The sequence below is a fragment of the Nocardia salmonicida genome (assembly GCF_036142455.1).
Taxonomy (GTDB): Bacteria; Actinomycetota; Actinomycetes; order Mycobacteriales; family Mycobacteriaceae; genus Nocardia; species Nocardia salmonicida.
In genome coordinates this window covers 6,273,341-6,290,524 of record NZ_CP108014.1, presented here as the reverse complement: position 1 = coordinate 6,290,524, position 17,184 = coordinate 6,273,341, and the positions used below count along the sequence as shown (strand labels likewise).

The 17,184-nt window shown below is 65.5% G+C and carries 15 protein-coding genes and 1 tRNA gene; 6 read left to right on the top strand and 10 right to left on the bottom strand.

Annotated features, from left to right (window positions below; all coding sequences use genetic code 11):
- The first annotated feature begins 1 nt into the window (after nt 1).
- Both gluQRS and OHS03_RS29415 read left to right on the top strand, forming a co-directional pair.
- Complete coding sequence (gene gluQRS / locus OHS03_RS29420) at nt 2-922, top strand: tRNA glutamyl-Q(34) synthetase GluQRS (RefSeq protein ID WP_328658548.1); 921 nt, start codon at nt 2-4, stop codon at nt 920-922.
- A gap of 45 nt (nt 923-967) precedes the next feature.
- Nucleotides 968-1,690 carry an RDD family protein gene (locus tag OHS03_RS29415; protein WP_328658547.1) on the top strand — a complete coding sequence of 241 codons (723 nt, stop codon included), beginning with the start codon at nt 968-970 and terminating at the stop codon, nt 1,688-1,690.
- Between the two features lie 70 nt (nt 1,691-1,760).
- On the opposite strand, the gene OHS03_RS29410 is transcribed toward OHS03_RS29415, so the two are convergent.
- The gene (locus OHS03_RS29410) at nt 1,761-2,354 is read right to left on the bottom strand and encodes a DUF4190 domain-containing protein (protein WP_056822069.1); all 594 of its coding nucleotides are present in this window, start codon (nt 2,352-2,354) and stop codon (nt 1,761-1,763) included.
- A 202-nt stretch (nt 2,355-2,556) separates the two neighbouring features.
- On the opposite strand from OHS03_RS29410, the gene OHS03_RS29405 reads away from it, so the two are divergent.
- Nucleotides 2,557-3,330 carry a queuosine precursor transporter gene (locus tag OHS03_RS29405; RefSeq protein ID WP_328658545.1) on the top strand — a complete coding sequence of 258 codons (774 nt, stop codon included), beginning with the start codon at nt 2,557-2,559 and terminating at the stop codon, nt 3,328-3,330.
- Nucleotides 3,331-3,366: 36 nt separating this feature from the next.
- Here OHS03_RS29405 and tgt read toward each other — a convergent pair whose 3' ends face one another.
- The 5 genes from tgt to OHS03_RS29380 all read right to left on the bottom strand — a co-directional run bounded on the left by tgt (nt 3,367) and on the right by OHS03_RS29380 (nt 9,451).
- Nucleotides 3,367-4,620, bottom strand: coding sequence for a tRNA guanosine(34) transglycosylase Tgt (tgt, locus tag OHS03_RS29400; protein ID WP_056822073.1), 1,254 nt, complete (start codon nt 4,618-4,620; stop codon nt 3,367-3,369).
- A gap of 32 nt (nt 4,621-4,652) precedes the next feature.
- A complete protein-coding gene (locus OHS03_RS29395; protein WP_328658543.1) occupies nt 4,653-6,557 on the bottom strand; it encodes an ABC transporter ATP-binding protein in 1,905 nt (634 codons plus the stop codon).
- Nucleotides 6,554-8,287, bottom strand: a complete 1,734-nt coding sequence (locus tag OHS03_RS29390) for an ABC transporter ATP-binding protein (protein WP_328658541.1) — start codon at nt 8,285-8,287, stop codon at nt 6,554-6,556. Before OHS03_RS29390 ends, OHS03_RS29395 begins: the two co-directional genes overlap by 4 nt.
- An 83-nt stretch (nt 8,288-8,370) precedes the next feature.
- Nucleotides 8,371-8,847, bottom strand: coding sequence for an RrF2 family transcriptional regulator (locus OHS03_RS29385; protein WP_328658539.1), 477 nt, complete (start codon nt 8,845-8,847; stop codon nt 8,371-8,373).
- 10 nt (nt 8,848-8,857) lie between these two features.
- A complete protein-coding gene (locus OHS03_RS29380; protein ID WP_328658537.1) occupies nt 8,858-9,451 on the bottom strand; it encodes a TetR/AcrR family transcriptional regulator in 594 nt (197 codons plus the stop codon).
- A 201-nt stretch (nt 9,452-9,652) separates the two neighbouring features.
- Between OHS03_RS29380 and OHS03_RS29375 the strand changes: the two genes are divergently transcribed.
- Nucleotides 9,653-11,947, top strand: coding sequence for an MMPL family transporter (locus OHS03_RS29375; RefSeq protein WP_328658535.1), 2,295 nt, complete (start codon nt 9,653-9,655; stop codon nt 11,945-11,947).
- A gap of 177 nt (nt 11,948-12,124) precedes the next feature.
- Nucleotides 12,125-14,410: an MMPL family transporter gene (locus OHS03_RS29370; RefSeq protein WP_328658533.1), complete on the top strand. Its 2,286-nt coding sequence runs from the start codon at nt 12,125-12,127 to the stop codon at nt 14,408-14,410.
- Nucleotides 14,411-14,456: 46 nt separating this feature from the next.
- Here OHS03_RS29370 and OHS03_RS29365 read toward each other — a convergent pair whose 3' ends face one another.
- Complete coding sequence (locus OHS03_RS29365; protein ID WP_235569860.1) at nt 14,457-14,705, bottom strand: hypothetical protein; 249 nt, start codon at nt 14,703-14,705, stop codon at nt 14,457-14,459.
- Between the two features lie 322 nt (nt 14,706-15,027).
- Here OHS03_RS29365 and OHS03_RS29360 point away from each other — a divergent pair, with 322 nt between their 5' ends.
- Nucleotides 15,028-15,996, top strand: coding sequence for a GlxA family transcriptional regulator (locus OHS03_RS29360; RefSeq protein WP_328658531.1), 969 nt, complete (start codon nt 15,028-15,030; stop codon nt 15,994-15,996).
- A 16-nt stretch (nt 15,997-16,012) separates the two neighbouring features.
- Here OHS03_RS29360 and OHS03_RS29355 read toward each other — a convergent pair.
- The 3 genes from OHS03_RS29355 to OHS03_RS29345 all read right to left on the bottom strand — a co-directional run bounded on the left by OHS03_RS29355 (nt 16,013) and on the right by OHS03_RS29345 (nt 17,135).
- Nucleotides 16,013-16,103 (bottom strand) — tRNA-Ser (locus OHS03_RS29355).
- A gap of 46 nt (nt 16,104-16,149) precedes the next feature.
- On the bottom strand, nt 16,150-16,584 hold the full coding sequence (locus OHS03_RS29350) for a nucleoside deaminase (RefSeq protein WP_132369802.1): 435 nt from the start codon (nt 16,582-16,584) through the stop codon (nt 16,150-16,152).
- An 11-nt stretch (nt 16,585-16,595) separates the two neighbouring features.
- Nucleotides 16,596-17,135, bottom strand: coding sequence for a tRNA adenosine deaminase-associated protein (locus OHS03_RS29345; protein WP_062989500.1), 540 nt, complete (start codon nt 17,133-17,135; stop codon nt 16,596-16,598).
- Between the last annotated feature and the right edge of the window lie 49 nt (nt 17,136-17,184).

Sequence of the window (17,184 nt, the reverse complement as noted above, 5' to 3'; positions counted from 1 at the left end):
GGTGCCAACCAGTCGAGGCGCGGGCCGCTACGCGCCGAGCCCTTCGGGCGAGCTGCACGTGGGAAACCTGCGTACCGCGGTGCTCGCCTGGCTTTTCGCGCGAACCTCGGGGCGCGAGTTCCTGATTCGTGTCGACGATCTGGACCGCGTTCGTCCCGGCGCCGCGCAGCGCCAGCTCGACGACCTCGCCGCGATCGGTATCGATTGGGACGGTCCGGTGGTCTACCAGTCCGACCGGCTGCCGATCTACGCGGCCGCTGTCGCCGAACTTACCGCGGCCGGACGCACGTATGAATGCTTCTGCACCAGACGCGAAATCCAGCAGGCAGCCACCGCGCCGCACGGACCGATGGGCGCCTACCCCGGCACCTGCCGTCAGCTGAGCGAGGCCGAGCGCGCGGCCAAGCGGGCCGAAGGGCGCACCGGCGCAGTGCGATTGCGTGCCGAGGTCACCGAGTACGAGATCACCGATCTGCTACACGGCCGATATCGAGGCGCTGTCGACGATTTGGTGTTGCGTCGCGGCGACGGTATCCCCGCCTATAACCTCACCGTCGTCGTCGACGACGCCGCCCAAGGTGTTGACCAGGTTGTTCGCGGTGACGACCTCCTGCAGTCCACCCCGCGCCAGGCCTATCTCGCGGAACTGCTCGGACTCACCGCTCCGACCTACGCCCACGTACCGCTGGTGCTCAACGAAGAAGGCAAGCGGCTCGCGAAACGTGACGGGGCCGTGAGCCTTTCGGATCAACGCGCCCTGGGTCACACTCCCGAGGACGTAGTGGCGGCGATCACGGAGTCCCTCGGATATACCGCGCGGACCACTGCCGAACTACGCGAAGTTTTCGACCCCGCACGCATCCCTGAGAAACCGTGGATACTCGAGCCTATCGGGTTGTTCCGACCAGAGGGATGTCCGTAACGTACGCATTGACCGATCTAGAAGATCAATACGAGGACTGAGATTATGACCAGCGGTGGTTACGACCCCAACCAGTACCCGCAGGGCGGTCAGCCCGGCGGCTACGGCCAGGACCCCTACGGCCAGCAGCAGCCGCAGCCCGGCTACGGCCAGCAGCAGCCGTACGGCCAGCCCGGACACGGCGGCGCACCCCAGCCCGGTTACGGCCAGCCGGACCCCTACGGTCAGCAGCAGCCGGCCTACGGGCAGGACCCGTACGGTCAGCAGCAGGGCTACCCGCAGCAGGGCCAATACGGTCAGCCGCAGGGCCAGTACGGTCAGCAGCAGGGCTTCGGCGGCGTGCAGTCCGCGGATCTGGGAATCCGGATCGGTGCGCGCTTGATCGATTACCTGATCGTCGGCATCCCCGTCGCGATCCTGCTCGGGCTCATCGTCGGCAGTGGCACCGGCGGCCAGATCGTCACCACTTTGATCTTGTCGCTGGCCATCTACGGTTACTTCGTGGCCATGGAGGTCACGCAGAACGGTCAGACACTGGGCAAGAAGATCCTCGGCCTGCGCGTGCTCGCACCCGGCGGTGCGCCGAGCCTGACGCCCGAGCAGTCTCTCAAGCGCAACCTCTTCACGATCGTCGGCCTGATCCCCTGCGTCGGCGGCCTCGTCAGCCTCGGCCTTGCCATCTACATCATGGTCACGATCAGCAACGACCCGAACAATCAGGGCTGGCACGACAAGTTCGCCGGCGGCACGCAGGTCGTCAAGGGCTGATTTCCCTTCACCTGACGAAAACAACAGGGGCGCTTCCGGAATCCGGAAGCGCCCCTGTTGTTTTTCGACGTCAGTAGGTCGTGGACGAATCCAGGCCACCAGCGATGCCGAGCACCACGAAGAACAGGATGTAGAGGATCCAGCCCACGATCGCGGCGACACCGATCCAGATGCCTGCCTGCGCCATGCCCTTACCTTCGCCGCCGCGCTCCTTGATCTGGTTGAGCGCCATCACGCCGAGGATGATGCCGACGATCGCGCCGAGGCCACAGCTGCACAGGCCGATCAGCGAGGAGACCAGCGCGCCGATCGCCAGCCCGTTGGTGCCCTGCGGCTGCGGGTACTGCCCGTACGGCTGATAGGCACCCGCGGCCGGATAACCGCCGTAGGCAGGAGGCTGCCCGTAAGCGGGCGGCTGCTGCGGATATTGCGGCTGGTTGGGCTGCTGGTACTGCGGCTGCGACGGCGGCTGCTGCGGGTACTGCGGCTGCGAGGGTGGCGGCGCCGGCTGCTGGGGATACTGCGGCGACGACGGGTAATTGGAAGGCTGCGACGGCTGGGCGGTCGGATGCTGCGGCACCGAACCCGGCGCGCCGGACTCCGGAGACACGCCGGAGCCGCCGTACTGCTTCCACCACTCGTCGGAATCGCCGGGATTCGTCATTGCTACAGGGTATTCCATCTGTGTCTTTTGAGCGCTGGCGCGCTCGAGTCGGGGCCCTTCGGGCCCCCGATCTTCCCTCCCTCCGGGTACTCCTTCGTCGCACCCTCCACTCAGTCCAGATCGGGGCGGGCCCCTCGGGTAGGACATATCGGGTTTGCCGGGTCCGGGTGGTGGACGGGGTCAGGGTTGGGAGAATGGGGGCGTGACTGATACAAACTCGCTCGACAAACCAGCTGAATCTGGGCACCCCGCGCCGGAACATGCGGCATTCGCCCAGGTTGCGCGGGGGTTCTATCCGGTAATCGTCGCCCTGTTCACCGCGACGCTGATCATCTCCAACATCTGTGCCACCAAGGGCGTGGAGTTCTTCACCGACAGTTCGGTGATGCTCGGCCCGATCCAGATCCTGCCGATCGCGACCGACGGCGCCTTCTTCCTGTTCCCGCTGGCCTACATCCTCGGCGACGTGCTCAGCGAGGTCTACGGCTTCCGCGCCACCCGCCACGCCATCTACACCGGTTTCGGCGCGCTGCTGCTCACCGTCGCCTGCTTCTATATCGCCATCCAGCTGCCCCCCGCCGGCTTCTACGAGAACCAGGAAGCCTTCCGCACGGTCCTCGGCACCACCCCCCAGCTGGTGCTCGCCGGTCTCGCCGGCTACTTCGTCGGCCAGTTGCTCAACTCGGCCACCCTGGTGCTGATCAAAGAGCGCACCAAGGAAAAGCACCTGTGGGCCCGCCTGATCGGTTCCACCGTCGTGGGCGAGTTCGCCGACACCCTGATCTTCTGCTCGATCGCCGCCACCGCCATCGGCATCAACACCTGGCAGTCGTTCATCAACTACGTCATCGTCGGCTTCCTGTGGAAAACCCTGTGCGAGGTACTCGTCATGCCGATCACCTACCGCGTCATCGCGATCCTCAAGAAGACCGAACCGACCTACGCCCCGGCGAAGGTCGACGCCCTGCACGACTAGTTCGCGGTGCCGGCGGCGGATCGTAAGGTCCGCCGCCTACTCCCCCGGCACCTTGATCCGCCCTCGCCACTGCCCCAAGAACTCCTTCTTGAACTCATCGAAGTACCCGCCCTCGATGCTGGCCCTGATCCGATCGACGAGCCGAATCGTGAAGCGCTCGTTGTGAATCGTGCACAGCGTCGCCGAGAGCATCTCCTTGGCCTTGAACAGGTGATGCAGGTAGGCGCGGGTGTAGTGCGCGCAGGTGTAGCAGTCGCAGTTCTCGTCGATCGGCGTGAAGTCCCGACGGAACCGCGCGGTGTTGATATTGAAACGACCCTCGTCGACGTAGATCGCGGCATTGCGCGCCACCCGCGACGGATTGACGCAGTCGAAGGTGTCCGCCCCGTTCTCGATCGCGGTGAACATGTCCTCGGGCTCACTGATTCCCAGCATGTGGCGCGGTTTGGACTCGGGCAGCTCATCACAGCACCACCCGACGGTCGTGCCGAGATTGTGCTTCTCCAGGGCGCCGCCGATGCCGTAACCGTCGAATTCCGTTCCGCCGCTACCCCGGATCGTCTCCAGCTCACGACAAGCCTTGCGCCGCAAGTCTTCGTACTGCGCACCCTGGATCACCGCGAACAGCGCCTGGTACGGCCGATGACCGCGCGCGGCCGTGAGCCGTTCGTGTTCATCGATACAACGCTGTGCCCATTCGTGCGTGCGCTGCAACGACTTCTCCTGATAGCCGCGGGTATTCATCAAGGTGGTCAGCTCGTCGAAGGCGAACATGATGTCGGCCCCCAGTTGGTGCTGGATCCCCATCGACACCTCGGGCGTGAATCGATGCTTCGAACCGTCCAGATGCGAACGGAAGGTGACCCCGTCGTCGTCGACGGTGGCCAGCCGCTCCTTGCCCGCCGCGATCACCTGGTCGGACCGGATGTCCACGGCCTCCATGGCGAGGACCTTCTTGAACCCGACCCCCAGCGACATCACCTGGAACCCACCGCTGTCGGTGAAGGTGGGTCCCGGCCAGTTCATGAACTTGCCGAGCCCACCCGCGTCGTCGACCACATCGGCGCCGGGCTGCAGGTACAGGTGATAGGCATTGGCCAGCAGCGCCTGTGCCCCGATCTCCTTCATCGTCTCCGGCAGGACAGCCTTCACCGAAGCCTTCGTCCCCACCGGGATGAAAGCGGGCGTGGCGATCTCGCCGTGTGGGGTGCCGATCACCCCGGTCCGACCATGCCTGCCCCCGTCGAGACGGGTGCCTACTTCGAAGGAGAACTCGCTGCTGTCGGCCACGGCCCCATCGTGCCAGGGCGGAGACGGCGGTATTACTGAGCCGCCGCGAACTGGGCGTTGTACAGGTTGTAGTACGGTCCGCGCTCGGCGAGCAGCCGGTCGTGGGTGCCGTGTTCGACGATGCGCCCCTTGTCCATCACGACGATCAGATCCGCGTCTCGAATCGTCGACAGACGATGCGCGATCACGAAACTGGTGCGATCACGACGCAGGGCCGCGGTGGCATGCTGGACCAGCGACTCGGTGCGGGTGTCGACCGAGCTGGTCGCCTCGTCCAGGATGAGGATCGACGGCTTGGCCAAGAACGCGCGGGCGATCGTGATCAGTTGCTTCTCGCCCGCGCTCACCCCGCCGCCCTCTTCGTCGATGACCGTGTCGTACCCGTTGGGCAGCGAGTGCACGAACCGGTCCACGTAGGCGGCGCGGGCCGCGGCCTGGATATCGGCTTCGGAGGCCGTCGGGTTGCCGTAGGCGATGTTCTCGCGGATGGTGCCCTTGAACAGCCAGGTGTCCTGCAACACCATGCCGATGCGCGAACGCAGGTGGTCGCGGGTGATGGTGGTGATGTCGACGTCGTCGATCGCGATGGTGCCCGCGTCGAGTTCGTAGAAGCGCATCAGCAGGTTCACCAGGGTGGTCTTGCCCGCGCCGGTGGGGCCGACGATGGCGACCACATGACCGGGATCGGCGACCAGCGAAAGCCGTTCGATGACAGGCGTTTCCGGGCTGTAACCGAAGGACACCGCTTCGAACTCCACCCGCCCTCGATCCACCGGGCGCGAGTTCTCCACCAGCGGATCGGGACTCTGTTCCTCGGCATCGAGGATCTCGAAGATCCGCTCCGCCGAGGCGACGCCGGACTGCAGCAGGTTCGCCATCGCACCGATCTGGGTGAGCGGCTGACTGAACTGGCGCGAGTACTGGATGAACGCCTGGACGTCGCCGAGCGACAGGTTGCCCGTGGCCACCCGCAGCCCGCCGATCAGCGCGATGAACACGAAGTTCACGTTTCCGAGGAACATGATGGCGGGCATGATCAAGCCGGAGATGAACTGCGCTTTGAAGCTCGCGTCGTAGAGCTTCTGATTGCGGTGGTCGAATTCCTCGCCGACCTCACGACCACGACCGAACGCGGTGATGATCTCGTGGCCGGTGTATGCCTCTTCCACCGAGGAGTTCACCTCGCCGGTGAACTTCCACTGGTTGACGAAGTGCGGCTTGGATCGCTTGGCGATCTGCGCGGTGACCACGATCGCGGCGGGCACGGTGAGCAGCGCGATCAGCGCCAGCAGCGGCGAGATCCAGAACATCATGATCAGGATGCCGATCACGGAGAACAGCGAGACCAGCAGCTGACTCATCGTCTGCTGCAAGCTCTGCGAGACGTTGTCGACGTCGTTGGTGACGCGGCTGAGCACGTCACCGCGTGGTGCGGTGTCGAAGTAGCGCAGCGGCAGCCGGTGCAGCTTCTGCTCCACGTCGTCGCGCAGGCGCTTCACGGTCCGGTTGATGGCGATATTGAGCAGGTAGCCCTGCAGCCACCCGAACACCGCGGCGGCCACATACAGCGCGAGCACGAGCATCAGCACGCGCCCGACAGCGTCGAAATCTATGCCGGTACCGGGGATCACGTTCATCGCCGAGAGCATGTCGGCGCGGGTGGTCTGGCCCTGCTCGCGCAGCAGCTCGATGGTCTGGTCCTTGGTGAGCCCGGGTTCGAGCTGCTTGCCGACGAAGCCGTCGAACACCAGGTTCGTCGCCTTGCCGAGCAGATACGGGCCGAGCGTATTGAGCACCACGGAGGTGATCACCAGCGCGACGATCAGGCCGACGGTGAACTTCTCGGGCGCCAGTCTGCGCAGTAGTCGCTTCAGCGACGGTGTGAACGACTTGGCCTTCGTTCCCGGCGCTCCGGGAACGGGTCCACCTGGCCTCATCGGGCTTCCTCCACGCTCAGCTGCGACTCGACGATCTCGCGGTACTCCGAGCAGCGCTGCATCAATTGGTCATGGGTACCGATGCCAGCCATCGCACCGTCTTCGAGCACGACGATCTGGTCGGCATCGCGAATCGTCTGAATCCGCTGGGCCACGATGATCACCGACGCGTCGGCGGTCTCGGGCTTCAGCGCGGCACGCAGCCGGGCGTCGGTGGCGACATCGAGCGCGGAGAAGGAATCGTCGAACAGGTAGATGCGCGGCCGGCGCACCAGCGCGCGGGCGATACACAACCGCTGGCGCTGGCCGCCCGAGACCGTGGTGCCGCCCTGGGCCACCGGAGTGTCGAGACCCTGCGGCATCTCACTCACGAAATCGGCCGCTTGGGCGACCTCGAGCGCGTGCCAGAGTTCTTCGTCGGTGGCGTCGGGCTTGCCGTAGCGCAGGTTGGTCGCGATGGTGCCGGAGAACAAGTAGGCCTTCTGCGGCACCAATCCGATCTCACCCCGCAGTAGTTCGAGGTCGAGGTGGCGCACGTCGGTGTCGCCGACGTAGACCGCGCCGTCGGTGACGTCGATCAGGCGCGGGATCAGGTTGATCAGTGTGGTCTTGCCCGCACCGGTCGAACCGACGACGGCGGTGGTGGTACCGGGCGTGACCTGGAATCGGATACCGCGCAGCACCGGCTTCTCCGCGCCGGGGTAGGCGAATTCGGCGAACTGCATGTCGACCGTTGCCGGGTCGCCCTTGAACGCCTGCGGCAGTCGCGGCGGGCGAACCGAGGACTCGGTCTCGAGCACCGCGCCGATCCGATCGGCGGAGACGGCCGCACGCGGGGCCATCATCGCCAGGAACGAGGCCATCATGACGGCCATCAGGATCTGCATGACGTAGGACAGCATCGCGGTGAGCGAACCGATTTGCATCGTGCCGTTGTCCACATGGTGACCGCCGAACCAGATCACCCCGACTGCGGTCAGATTACTGATCAACATCACGGTGGGGAACATCAACGCCATCAGCTTGCCGACGCGCAGCGAAGCATCGGTGAGTGCGGTATTGGCCATCCCGAAGCGCCAGATCTCCTGCCGCTCACGCACGAACGCGCGCACCACCCTGATGCCGGTGATCTGCTCGCGCAGCACCCGGTTGACGCTGTCGATCCGGGCCTGCATCTCCCGGAATCCCGGCACCATCTTGGTCACGATCGTGCCCATGGACAGCGCGAGAAGGGGCACCGCGATCAACAGCAACCACGACAGTTCGAGATCCTCACGCAACGCCATGATGACGCCACCGACGCACATGATCGGCGCCATCACCAGGATCGTCACCGACATCACGATGAGCAGTTGGACCTGCTGGATATCGTTGGTCGAGCGGGTGATCAGCGATGGCGCGCCGAACATCCCGACCTCCCTGGCCGAGAACGTCTCCACCCGGTGCAGCACGCCACCGCGCATATCCCGACCGGCGCCCATCGCCGCCTGCGCGCCGAAATACACCGACGCCGACGAGGCCACGATCTGCACGCAGCTCACAGCGAGCATCCACAATCCGGTGGTCCAGATGTAACCGATATCGCCCTTGGTCACCCCGTTGTCGATGAGGTCGGCATTGAGACTGGGCAGGTAGAGCATCGCGATAACCGAGATCAGCTGGAGTACGAGGACACCCGCCAGCTGAGCGCGGTACGGGGCCAAGTAGGTCCGCAGCAGGGTGATCAACATGATGGACGAAGGCTACAGCGCGTCGATGACCCGCGCCTCGTACTTTTACCAGCCCTGTGGATAACTCTCAGCCTGTGGATAACTCAGGCGCCTGCCGGTGTGCGTGGTTCACGGCGCGCCCACGCGCCGGGGTCGGCGACCAGCTCACCGATGAAATCGGGCAGTCGGTCGGCGGCGATCTCGGCGATGGAGACGTTCTCCAGCACGGCCCGGATATTGACCCGCAGCGCGATCCACACCTGCTGCAACGGTTCCGCCGCACCGGGATATCGGACGTCTTCGGGCCGCTGCCCGCGCACCGACGCCAGCGGCGACTCCACCGCGCGGATCACATCGGCCACCGAGATCTCCGTCGCCGGCCTGCCGAGGCGATACCCGCCGTCGGGCCCTCGCCTGCTCAGCACGAGCTCGGCGCGACGCAGTTCGGCCAGCACCGTCTCCAGCACCTTCGGTGGGATCTGCGCGGCGGCGGCGATGGCCTCGGACTTGACGACTCCATCGGCCGCAGCGAGCTCGAGCAGCGTTCGCACCGCGTAATCGACCCTGGCGGTGATATGCACGGTGTCGAACTTACGCGGTGCCGCACGCGGTCAGTACGCAGGTTGCCGCGTCGAGCAGAGTCCTCTCGACCATCTCGTCGGTGGCGCCCGGCGCCAGCTCCGAGGACAGCAGCGCCACCCCGAGCACCTCGATGGCGGCGGCGGCGCGCAGCATCGAGTTCTGGGTCGGGTCGGGTCCGGCCAGCCACAGCCGCAGCTCACGGGTGGGTTCCATCAGGTCGGGGTAGCGGTCGGCGATGGCGTTGACGATGGCCGCGGTATCGCGCACGCAGAGCGCGCCCGCTGCGCGGTGGCGGATCATGCCGCGCAGATAGGTGCGCAGGACCGCGCGGATACCCTCGTCGTCATAGGGCACGGCGTCGATGTCTTCGACGATGTCGCGCATGTGATCGATGATCGGATCGATGATCGCGAGGAGCAGATCGAGCTTCGAAGCGTAGTGGTAATAGAGCGAAGCCTTCGTGATTCCCACCACATCCGCGACCTCGCGCAGGCTCGTCTGCTCGAAACCCTTGGCGGCGAACAACGCAACCGCGGCATCACGGATCGCCTGTTTAGTACCCCCACCTGCGGTGACGGGCTCGGCGATGTCTCGGGCGGGCATGGCGGCAATCCTCCCATGATTCGGTGTGACGCATCCGGAGCTCCCGATATCGAGGTTGCTCCTCCACTTATCTCCTAGGTAGTCTACCTACCGCACGGTAGGCAGAAAACGATGTTGTGGAGGCGGGTCCCGCAGGGGTGGCCCGCAAGTGCTGTCTACGAGCCATGCCACCCACCCGTTATTCGCGCTAGGAGCACCCGCGTGTCCGTATACCTGTACAGATGGGGAAAGTTCGCTTTCCGCCGTAAATGGATTGTCTTGCCGGCCTGGCTACTGCTGTTCGTGCTGCTCGGCGGCCTCGGCGCCACGCTGAGCAAGCCGATGTCCAACGACTTCAGCATGCCCGAGCTCCCGTCGGCTCGCGCCAACGAGATCCTCGACAAGCACTTCGAAGGCATGTCGAAGCAGTTCTCGATGGATGCCGTCACCGGTACCTACGTGATCGGCGCGCCGGAGGGGCAGAAGCTCACCGACCCGGCCAACCGGGCCGCGATCGAGGCGTTCATCGCCAAGCTCAACGACCTGTCGATCGTCGATCACGAGAAGAAGCTGACCAGCCCGGTCGCAGCCACCGAGGAGATGGGCTGCCTCGCCGCCCCTGACCCGTCGAAGTGCTCGTCCGCCCCGCTCAACGTGCTGAGCGAGACCGCACCCGACACCGTCGGCGTGCTCAGCGTTCCGTTCACCATCAAGGCGGTCACCGATGTGACCGACACCGAGCGCGACGCCGCCTTCGCTGTCGGCACCGAAGCCCGCAACGCCGGACTCACCGTCGAGCTCAGCGGCTCGATCGCGATGAAGCAGGAACAGCCGAGCGGCAAGTCCGAACTAATCGGCATGGGTGTGGCGCTGATCGTGATGGTGGTGGCCTTCGGCGCCATCGTGGCAGCGGTCGTGCCCATCATCACCGCCATCGTCGGCCTCGGCGCGGCGACCTCGCTGATCATGCTCGGTACCTCGGTGATGGAGGTGCCCGGCTTCACCACCTTCCTGGCCTCGATGATCGGTATCGCGCTGTCGATCGACTACGCGCTGTTCATCGTCTCGCGGTACAAGCACGAACTGGCCGTGCGTGATTCGGCCGAAGAAGCCGCGGGCACCGCGCTAGGTACCGCCGGTTCGGCCGTGGTGTTCGCCGGTCTCACCGTCATCATCGCCCTCGGCGCGCTCGGCATCGTCGGCGTGGAGTTCCTGACCTTCATGGGTCTCGGTGGCGCCATCGCCGCCGCGTTCGCGGTGCTCACCGCCGTCACTCTGATGCCCGCCCTGATGGGCGCCTTCGGCAAGTCGCTGTTCAAGCCGAAGCTGCCGATCGTGGCGCAGCACGATCCCGACGACGAGAACTCGGTCACCAACGGTCAGCGTTTCGCCAAGGTGATCGCCAAGGCGCCGTGGGTCGCGCTGGTCCTGTCGGTGCTCGTGCTCGGTGCGCTCGCCGCACCCGCCGCCGGTCTGAACCTGGGCCTGCCCGGTGACGACAGCATGCCGAAGACCTCCACCATCCGTAAGGCCTACGACCTGCGGACCGAAGGCTTCGGTGAAGGCAGCAACGGCGTTCTCATGGTCGCCGCCGACCTGAGTGCGACGCCAGAGGCCGAGCGTAAGGCCGCGGTCGGTGCGCTGCGTGCCAAGCTCGAGTCCTACGAAGGCATGGATTACGTCACCGAGCCGGTGTGGAGCAAGGACAACCAGGGCGCCATGCTCAACGGTGTCCCGAAGTCCGGTCCGAACAACCAGGACACCAAGGATCTGGTCGCCGAAGCACGTGGCGCGGAAGCGGATCTGAACGCGCAGTACGGCATGGCCTACGGCATCACCGGCACCACCGCCATCTACGCCGATGTCGATCACGTGCTGCTCAGCAAGATCCTGCCGTACCTGGCGATCGTGGCCGGTGCCGCGTTCATCCTGCTGATCCTGGTGTTCCGCTCGATCCTGGTCCCGCTCACCGCGGCGCTCGGCTTCCTGTTGTCGATGGGCGCCACTTTCGGCGCGACCGTGCTGATCTTCCAACAGGGCAAGTTCGGCCTGATCGAGGATCCGCAGCCGCTGGTCAGCTTCCTGCCGATCATGTTGATCGGCTTGGTGTTCGGTTTGGCGATGGACTACCAGGTGTTCCTGGTGACCCGCATGCGCGAGGAATTCGTGCACGGCAAATCGCCCAAGGACGCGATGGTCTCCGGCTACCACCACGGTGCTCGCGTGGTGACCTCGGCCGCGATCATCATGATCTCGGTGTTCGGCTCCTTCATCCTGGAAACCGATGTCACCGCCAAGTCGTTCGGTTTCGCGCTGGCCGCCGGTGTGGCGATCGACGCGTTCATCGTCCGCATGATCGTCGTCCCCGCGCTGCTGGTGATCATGGGCAAGTGGGCCTGGTGGATGCCGAAGTGGCTCGACCGCGTCGTGCCCGATATCGACGTCGAAGGCGCGAAGCTCGAGCAGCTGCGTAACGAGACCGTCGAAACGGTGAAACACCCGGTTTCGGTCGGCTGATCCGTCACTGAACCGCACGGCCCCGCAATCCGCTACCGGATCGCGGGGCCGTTCGTTTTCGGCATCCGCGCTGCACCGGTGCTTGATATCGCCGTTGCTGGGCACCAGACTCAGGGCTAGTTCGACCCGGCTATACCTCCGATCCGCGCTCTGCACCGATCCACGAGGAGAAGAACCGTGTCTGTCTATCTCTACCGGTGGGGCAAGCTGGCCTTCCGCCGCAAATGGATTGTGCTGCCCGTCTGGTTGCTGCTCTTCATGGTGCTCGCGGGGCTGGGATCCTCGTTGCAGAAGCCGATGACCGATGACTTCAGCATGCCGAACCTGCCCTCGGAACGGGCCACCGAAATCCTCGACAAGCACTTCCCCGGCATGTCGGAGGCCTTCGCGTTCGACGCCGTGACCGGCACCTATGTCGTGGGCGCGCCCGCGGGCCAGAAACTCACCGACCCGGCCAACCGGGCCGCGATCGACGAGCTGATCGGCAATCTCGAGCAACTCGACATCGTCGACCACGCCGAGCCGATCGTGAATCCGATCACCGCTACCGAGGAAATGGGTTGCCTCACAGGGCAACCCGATCCGTCGACCTGCAGTGGCGCACCCCTGAATGTGCTGAACGAGACCGCACCCGAGACTGTCGCGTACTTCAGCGTCCCGTTCGCGATCACCGATTTCGCCGACATCACCGCCGAGGAACGCGAGGCCGCCTACAACGCGGGCGACACCGCCCGCGCGGCCGGGCTGACGGTCGAGATCAGCGGCACCATCGCGATGGAACAGGAGATGCCGAGCGGCAAGTCCGAGATGATCGGTATGGCTGTGGCATTGGTGGTGATGATCGTGGCGTTCGGCGCGATCGTCGCCGCGTTCGTGCCGATCATCACCGCGATCGTCGGACTCGGCGCGGCGACTTCGCTGATCTTCCTGTCGACGTCGGTGGTGTCGGTGCCGAGCTTCACCACATTCCTCGCCTCGATGATCGGCATCGCGCTCTCGATCGACTACGCACTGTTCATCGTCTCGCGCTACAAACATGAACTGGCGGTGCAGGATTCCGCCGAGGAAGCGGCGGGCTCGGCATTGGGAACTGCGGGTTCGGCAGTGGTGTTCGCCGGGCTCACCGTCATCATCGCGCTGGTCGGGCTGAGCATCGTCGGGGTCAGATTCCTGACGTTCATGGGTCTGGGCGGCGCCATCGCCGCCGCGTTCGCCGTGCTCACTGCCATCACGCTGATGCCGGCACTGCTCGGCGCGTTCGGCAAGGCGCTGTTCAAGCCGAAGCTGCCGGTGATCGCCCAGCACGATCCCGAGGACGACAGCGTCGTCACCAACGGCACCCGCGTGGCGAGAGTGATCGCCAAATTCCCCGCGGTCACGATGATCCTGGCCATCGTGGTGCTCGGCCTGCTCGCCGCACCGGCGCTGAACCTGAACCTCGGCCTGCCCGGCGAGGACAGCCTGCCCAAGTCGACCACCGTCCGTAAGGCCTACGACCTGCGCACCGAAGGCTTCGGAGAGGGCAGCAACGGTGTGCTCCAGGTGGCCGTCGACCTCAGCGAAACCCCCGTCGACCAGCGTCCGGCGGCGCTGAATGCCTTGCGCGTCAAGCTGCAGTCCTACCCCGACATGGATCTGGTCACCGAGCCGCAGATGAGCAAGGACGGGGCGGGTGCGCTGATCAACGGCATCCCCGAGACCGGACCCAACGCCCAGTCGACGAAGGATCTGGTGCAGTCGGCGCGCGCTGCGGAATCCGATCTGAACGAGCAGTACAACATGTCGTACGGCATCACCGGGACCACCGCCATCTACGCCGATATCGACCATGTACTGCTGAGCAAGATCGTTCCGTACATGGCGATCGTGGCCGGTGCGGCGTTCATCCTGCTGATCCTGGTGTTCCGCTCGATCCTGGTCCCGCTCACCGCCGCGCTCGGCTTCCTGTTGTCCATGGCGGCCACCTTCGGCGCGACCGTGCTGATCTTCCAGGAGGGCGAGCTCGGGCTGATCAAGGATCCACATCCGCTGGTCAGCTTCCTACCGATCATGTTGATCGGCTTGGTATTCGGGTTGGCGATGGACTACCAGGTGTTCCTGGTAACTCGCATGCGCGAGGAATACGTCCACGGCTCCGATCCCACCGAGGCCGTGATCAAGGGCTATCACCACGGTGCGCGAGTGGTGACCTCGGCGGCGATCATCATGATCTCGGTGTTCGGTTCGTTCCTGCTCGAATCCGACGTCACCGCCAAGTCGATGGGCTTCGCGCTGGCGGCGGGCGTGGCCTTGGACGCGTTCGTCGTCCGGATGGTGCTCATTCCCGCTTTGCTTGTGCTGCTGGGCAAGTGGGCGTGGTGGATGCCGACGTGGCTGGACCGGATCGTGCCCGATATCGACGTCGAAGGCTCGCGGCTGCGCGAGATCCAGGCCGATCAGCGCGAGGTCGCACCGGTACCGTAAGGCTGAGCATCGATGGCCGGGGAACTCTGGTTCCCCGGCCATTTCTCTATTGACTCGGCTGCGGCACTTGGCATTCGGTGACACGCGGATTGAGCCCGATGTAGTTCGCCGGCCCCGCCGCGGCCGTGACCGCGATGGTCGCCCAGTCCGAACATTGCTTGGGCAGGTGAGCGAAGTGGTGCCGCTGACCAGCGGCGAGCAGCCCGACGGCAACCCAGCCGAGCACGATGAGAACCATCAGCTTTCCCCCGAGCCCCATCCCGGACTTCGCGGGTGGCGGCTGTCGCCCGCGCATAAACATCGTTCCTTCCAGGATTCGGTGTAACCCAGTCTATTACGCGAGGAATACACCGCAGGTCGGACGCAGGTGAATACCCGACGACAGATCGTGCCCGCTCTCGAACCGCGACCGTTATCGGGGGCCGCACTCGCTCCCGCACTGTGGCTTCCGGCTTCCGCGCCGAGCCTCGACAGGCGGGCGGATGCCGTGCCTGATCGCGTTCGCGGCGTGGATTCCGATGGCGAAGTCCTTCAGTTGCTTCAACATATCTCCATGGTCGGACTTCCGCGTCATCGGGAGAAGTGGCGTAGATGACGACTATCGCTAAGATTTAGACATGAGCTCTGTGTCCGTGCTTGCCTACGACGGGATGACGGCGTTCGAGACCGGCATCGTCATCGAGGTCTTCGGTCTGACCTGGCCCGATATCGAGCAGCCCTGGTACGAGCTGAAGATCTGCACCGAAACCCCCGACCCCATCCGCGTGATCGGCGGCGCGACCATGACCACCCCGTACGGTCTCGCCGAGTTCGCCGCCGCCGATACGGTCGTCGTCCCGAGCGTCGCCGACCCCCACGCGCGGACCTCGCCGGAATTGATCGACGCGCTCCGCCGGGCACACAGCAACGGCTCCCGGATCGTGTCGATCTGCTCGGGCGCCTTCGCCCTCGCCGCCGCGGGCCTGCTCGACGGCCGCCGAGCCACCACCCACTGGCGATACGCCGACCTACTGCGCGAGCGCTACCCCGCTGTCGACGTCGACCCCGAACCGCTCTACACCGACGAAGGCGACATCCTCACCAGCGCGGGCTGCGCCGCGGGCCTCGACCTGGCCCTGCACCTGGTGCGCACCGACCTCGGCGCCTCCGTCGCCAACGCGGTCGCCCGTCGACTCGTCATCCAGCCACACCGCACGGGCGGCCAAGCCCAGTACATCGAATCCCCCATGCCCCCCGAACCCCTCGACGCGCCCATCGCCCGCAGCCTCTCCTGGGCACTGGAACACCTCGCCGATCCGATCGGCGTCCCCGACCTGGCCAGGGTGGCAGGCCTGTCCCCCCGCACCTATTTGCGCCATTTCGTCCGGGAAACCGGTGCCACCCCGAGCAAATGGCTGATCGCCCAGCGGATTCAGGCAGCCCTGGCAATGCTCGAGACCGGCGACGCACCGATCGAAGAGATCGCGACCGCAGCCGGTTTCGCCACCCCGGTCACCTTCCGGCACCACTTCACCCGAGCCGTCCGAACCTCACCCTCGTCCTACCGCCGCACTTTCCAGACAAGAAAAAGCCCCCCACCTGCGTGAACAAGTGGGGGGCTCTTGGCGGTGGCGGAGGGATTTGAACCCTCGGAGGGGGGTTACCCCTCACACGCTTTCGAGGCGTGCTCCTTAGGCCGCTCGGACACGCCACCGCCGACTACGGTACCGGAGTGGGTGGGCGATTGTTAAATCGGCTGGTCAGCGTTGGTTTTTGAAGAAGGTGTCGAGGAGGGCGACGCAGTCCGATTCGAGGATGCCGCCGCGGACTTCGGGGCGGTGGTTGAGGCGGCGGTCGCGGACCACGTCCCAGAGCGAGCCGACGGCACCGGTTTTGGGTTCCCACGCGCCGAAGACGACCTTGCCGACCCGGGCCAGAACCAGCGCGCCCGCGCACATGGTGCACGGTTCGAGGGTGACGGCCAGCGTCGCGCCCTCGAGACGCCATCCGTCACCGTGGACAGCCGCGGCCGCGCGCAGGGCGAGCACTTCTGCGTGGGCGGTCGGGTCGCCGAGGGCTTCCCTGGCGTTGGTGGCGCGAGCGAGTTCGCGGCCTCGGGCGTCGAAGACGACAGCGCCGACCGGCACATCGCGCGGGTCGGCGTCGGCTGCGGCCGCCAGGGCGGCACGCATCATCTCTTCGTCGGTCACCTCGGCATTTTGTCCAGGACCGCGGCGAACTCGTCGGCGAAACCGAGGCGCTGGGCGATCATGCCGAGCTGCTCGTCGGGATAGAGGTCGGTTTCGGCGATGATCACGCTGAGGACCGGTTCGGGGAGGCCGAGGTCGGCCAAGACGCCGAGGTCGCCCTCTTCCCACGGTTCGACGTCGTCGAGGTCGTCGGGGTCGATATCGGGGATCTCGACATTGAGCGCGTCGAGGACGTCGGCGGCGATGTCGTAGTCGATCGCCGCGGTCGCGTCGGAGACGAGCAGGAGGGTGCCGCTCGGCGCGGGACGCAACACGATGAAGAATTCGTCGTCGACGTCGATCAGGCCGAACACCGCACCTGAGCTGCGCAAAGCCTTCAGTTCGGTCTCCGCGGCCGACAGATCGTGCAGGGCATCGGAGCTGAGCGGGCTGACCCGCCACGTGCCTTCTTCGCGGACCACGGCCACTGCGAACCCTTCGACGTCGAAGTCGTCATCCGACGTCGCCCTGTTCGTGCCCGAGCGCTGTGCTGCCATGGACCAAACGGTAGTCTGTCCCACCCCTAATGATGAACTCGTGTGCCAA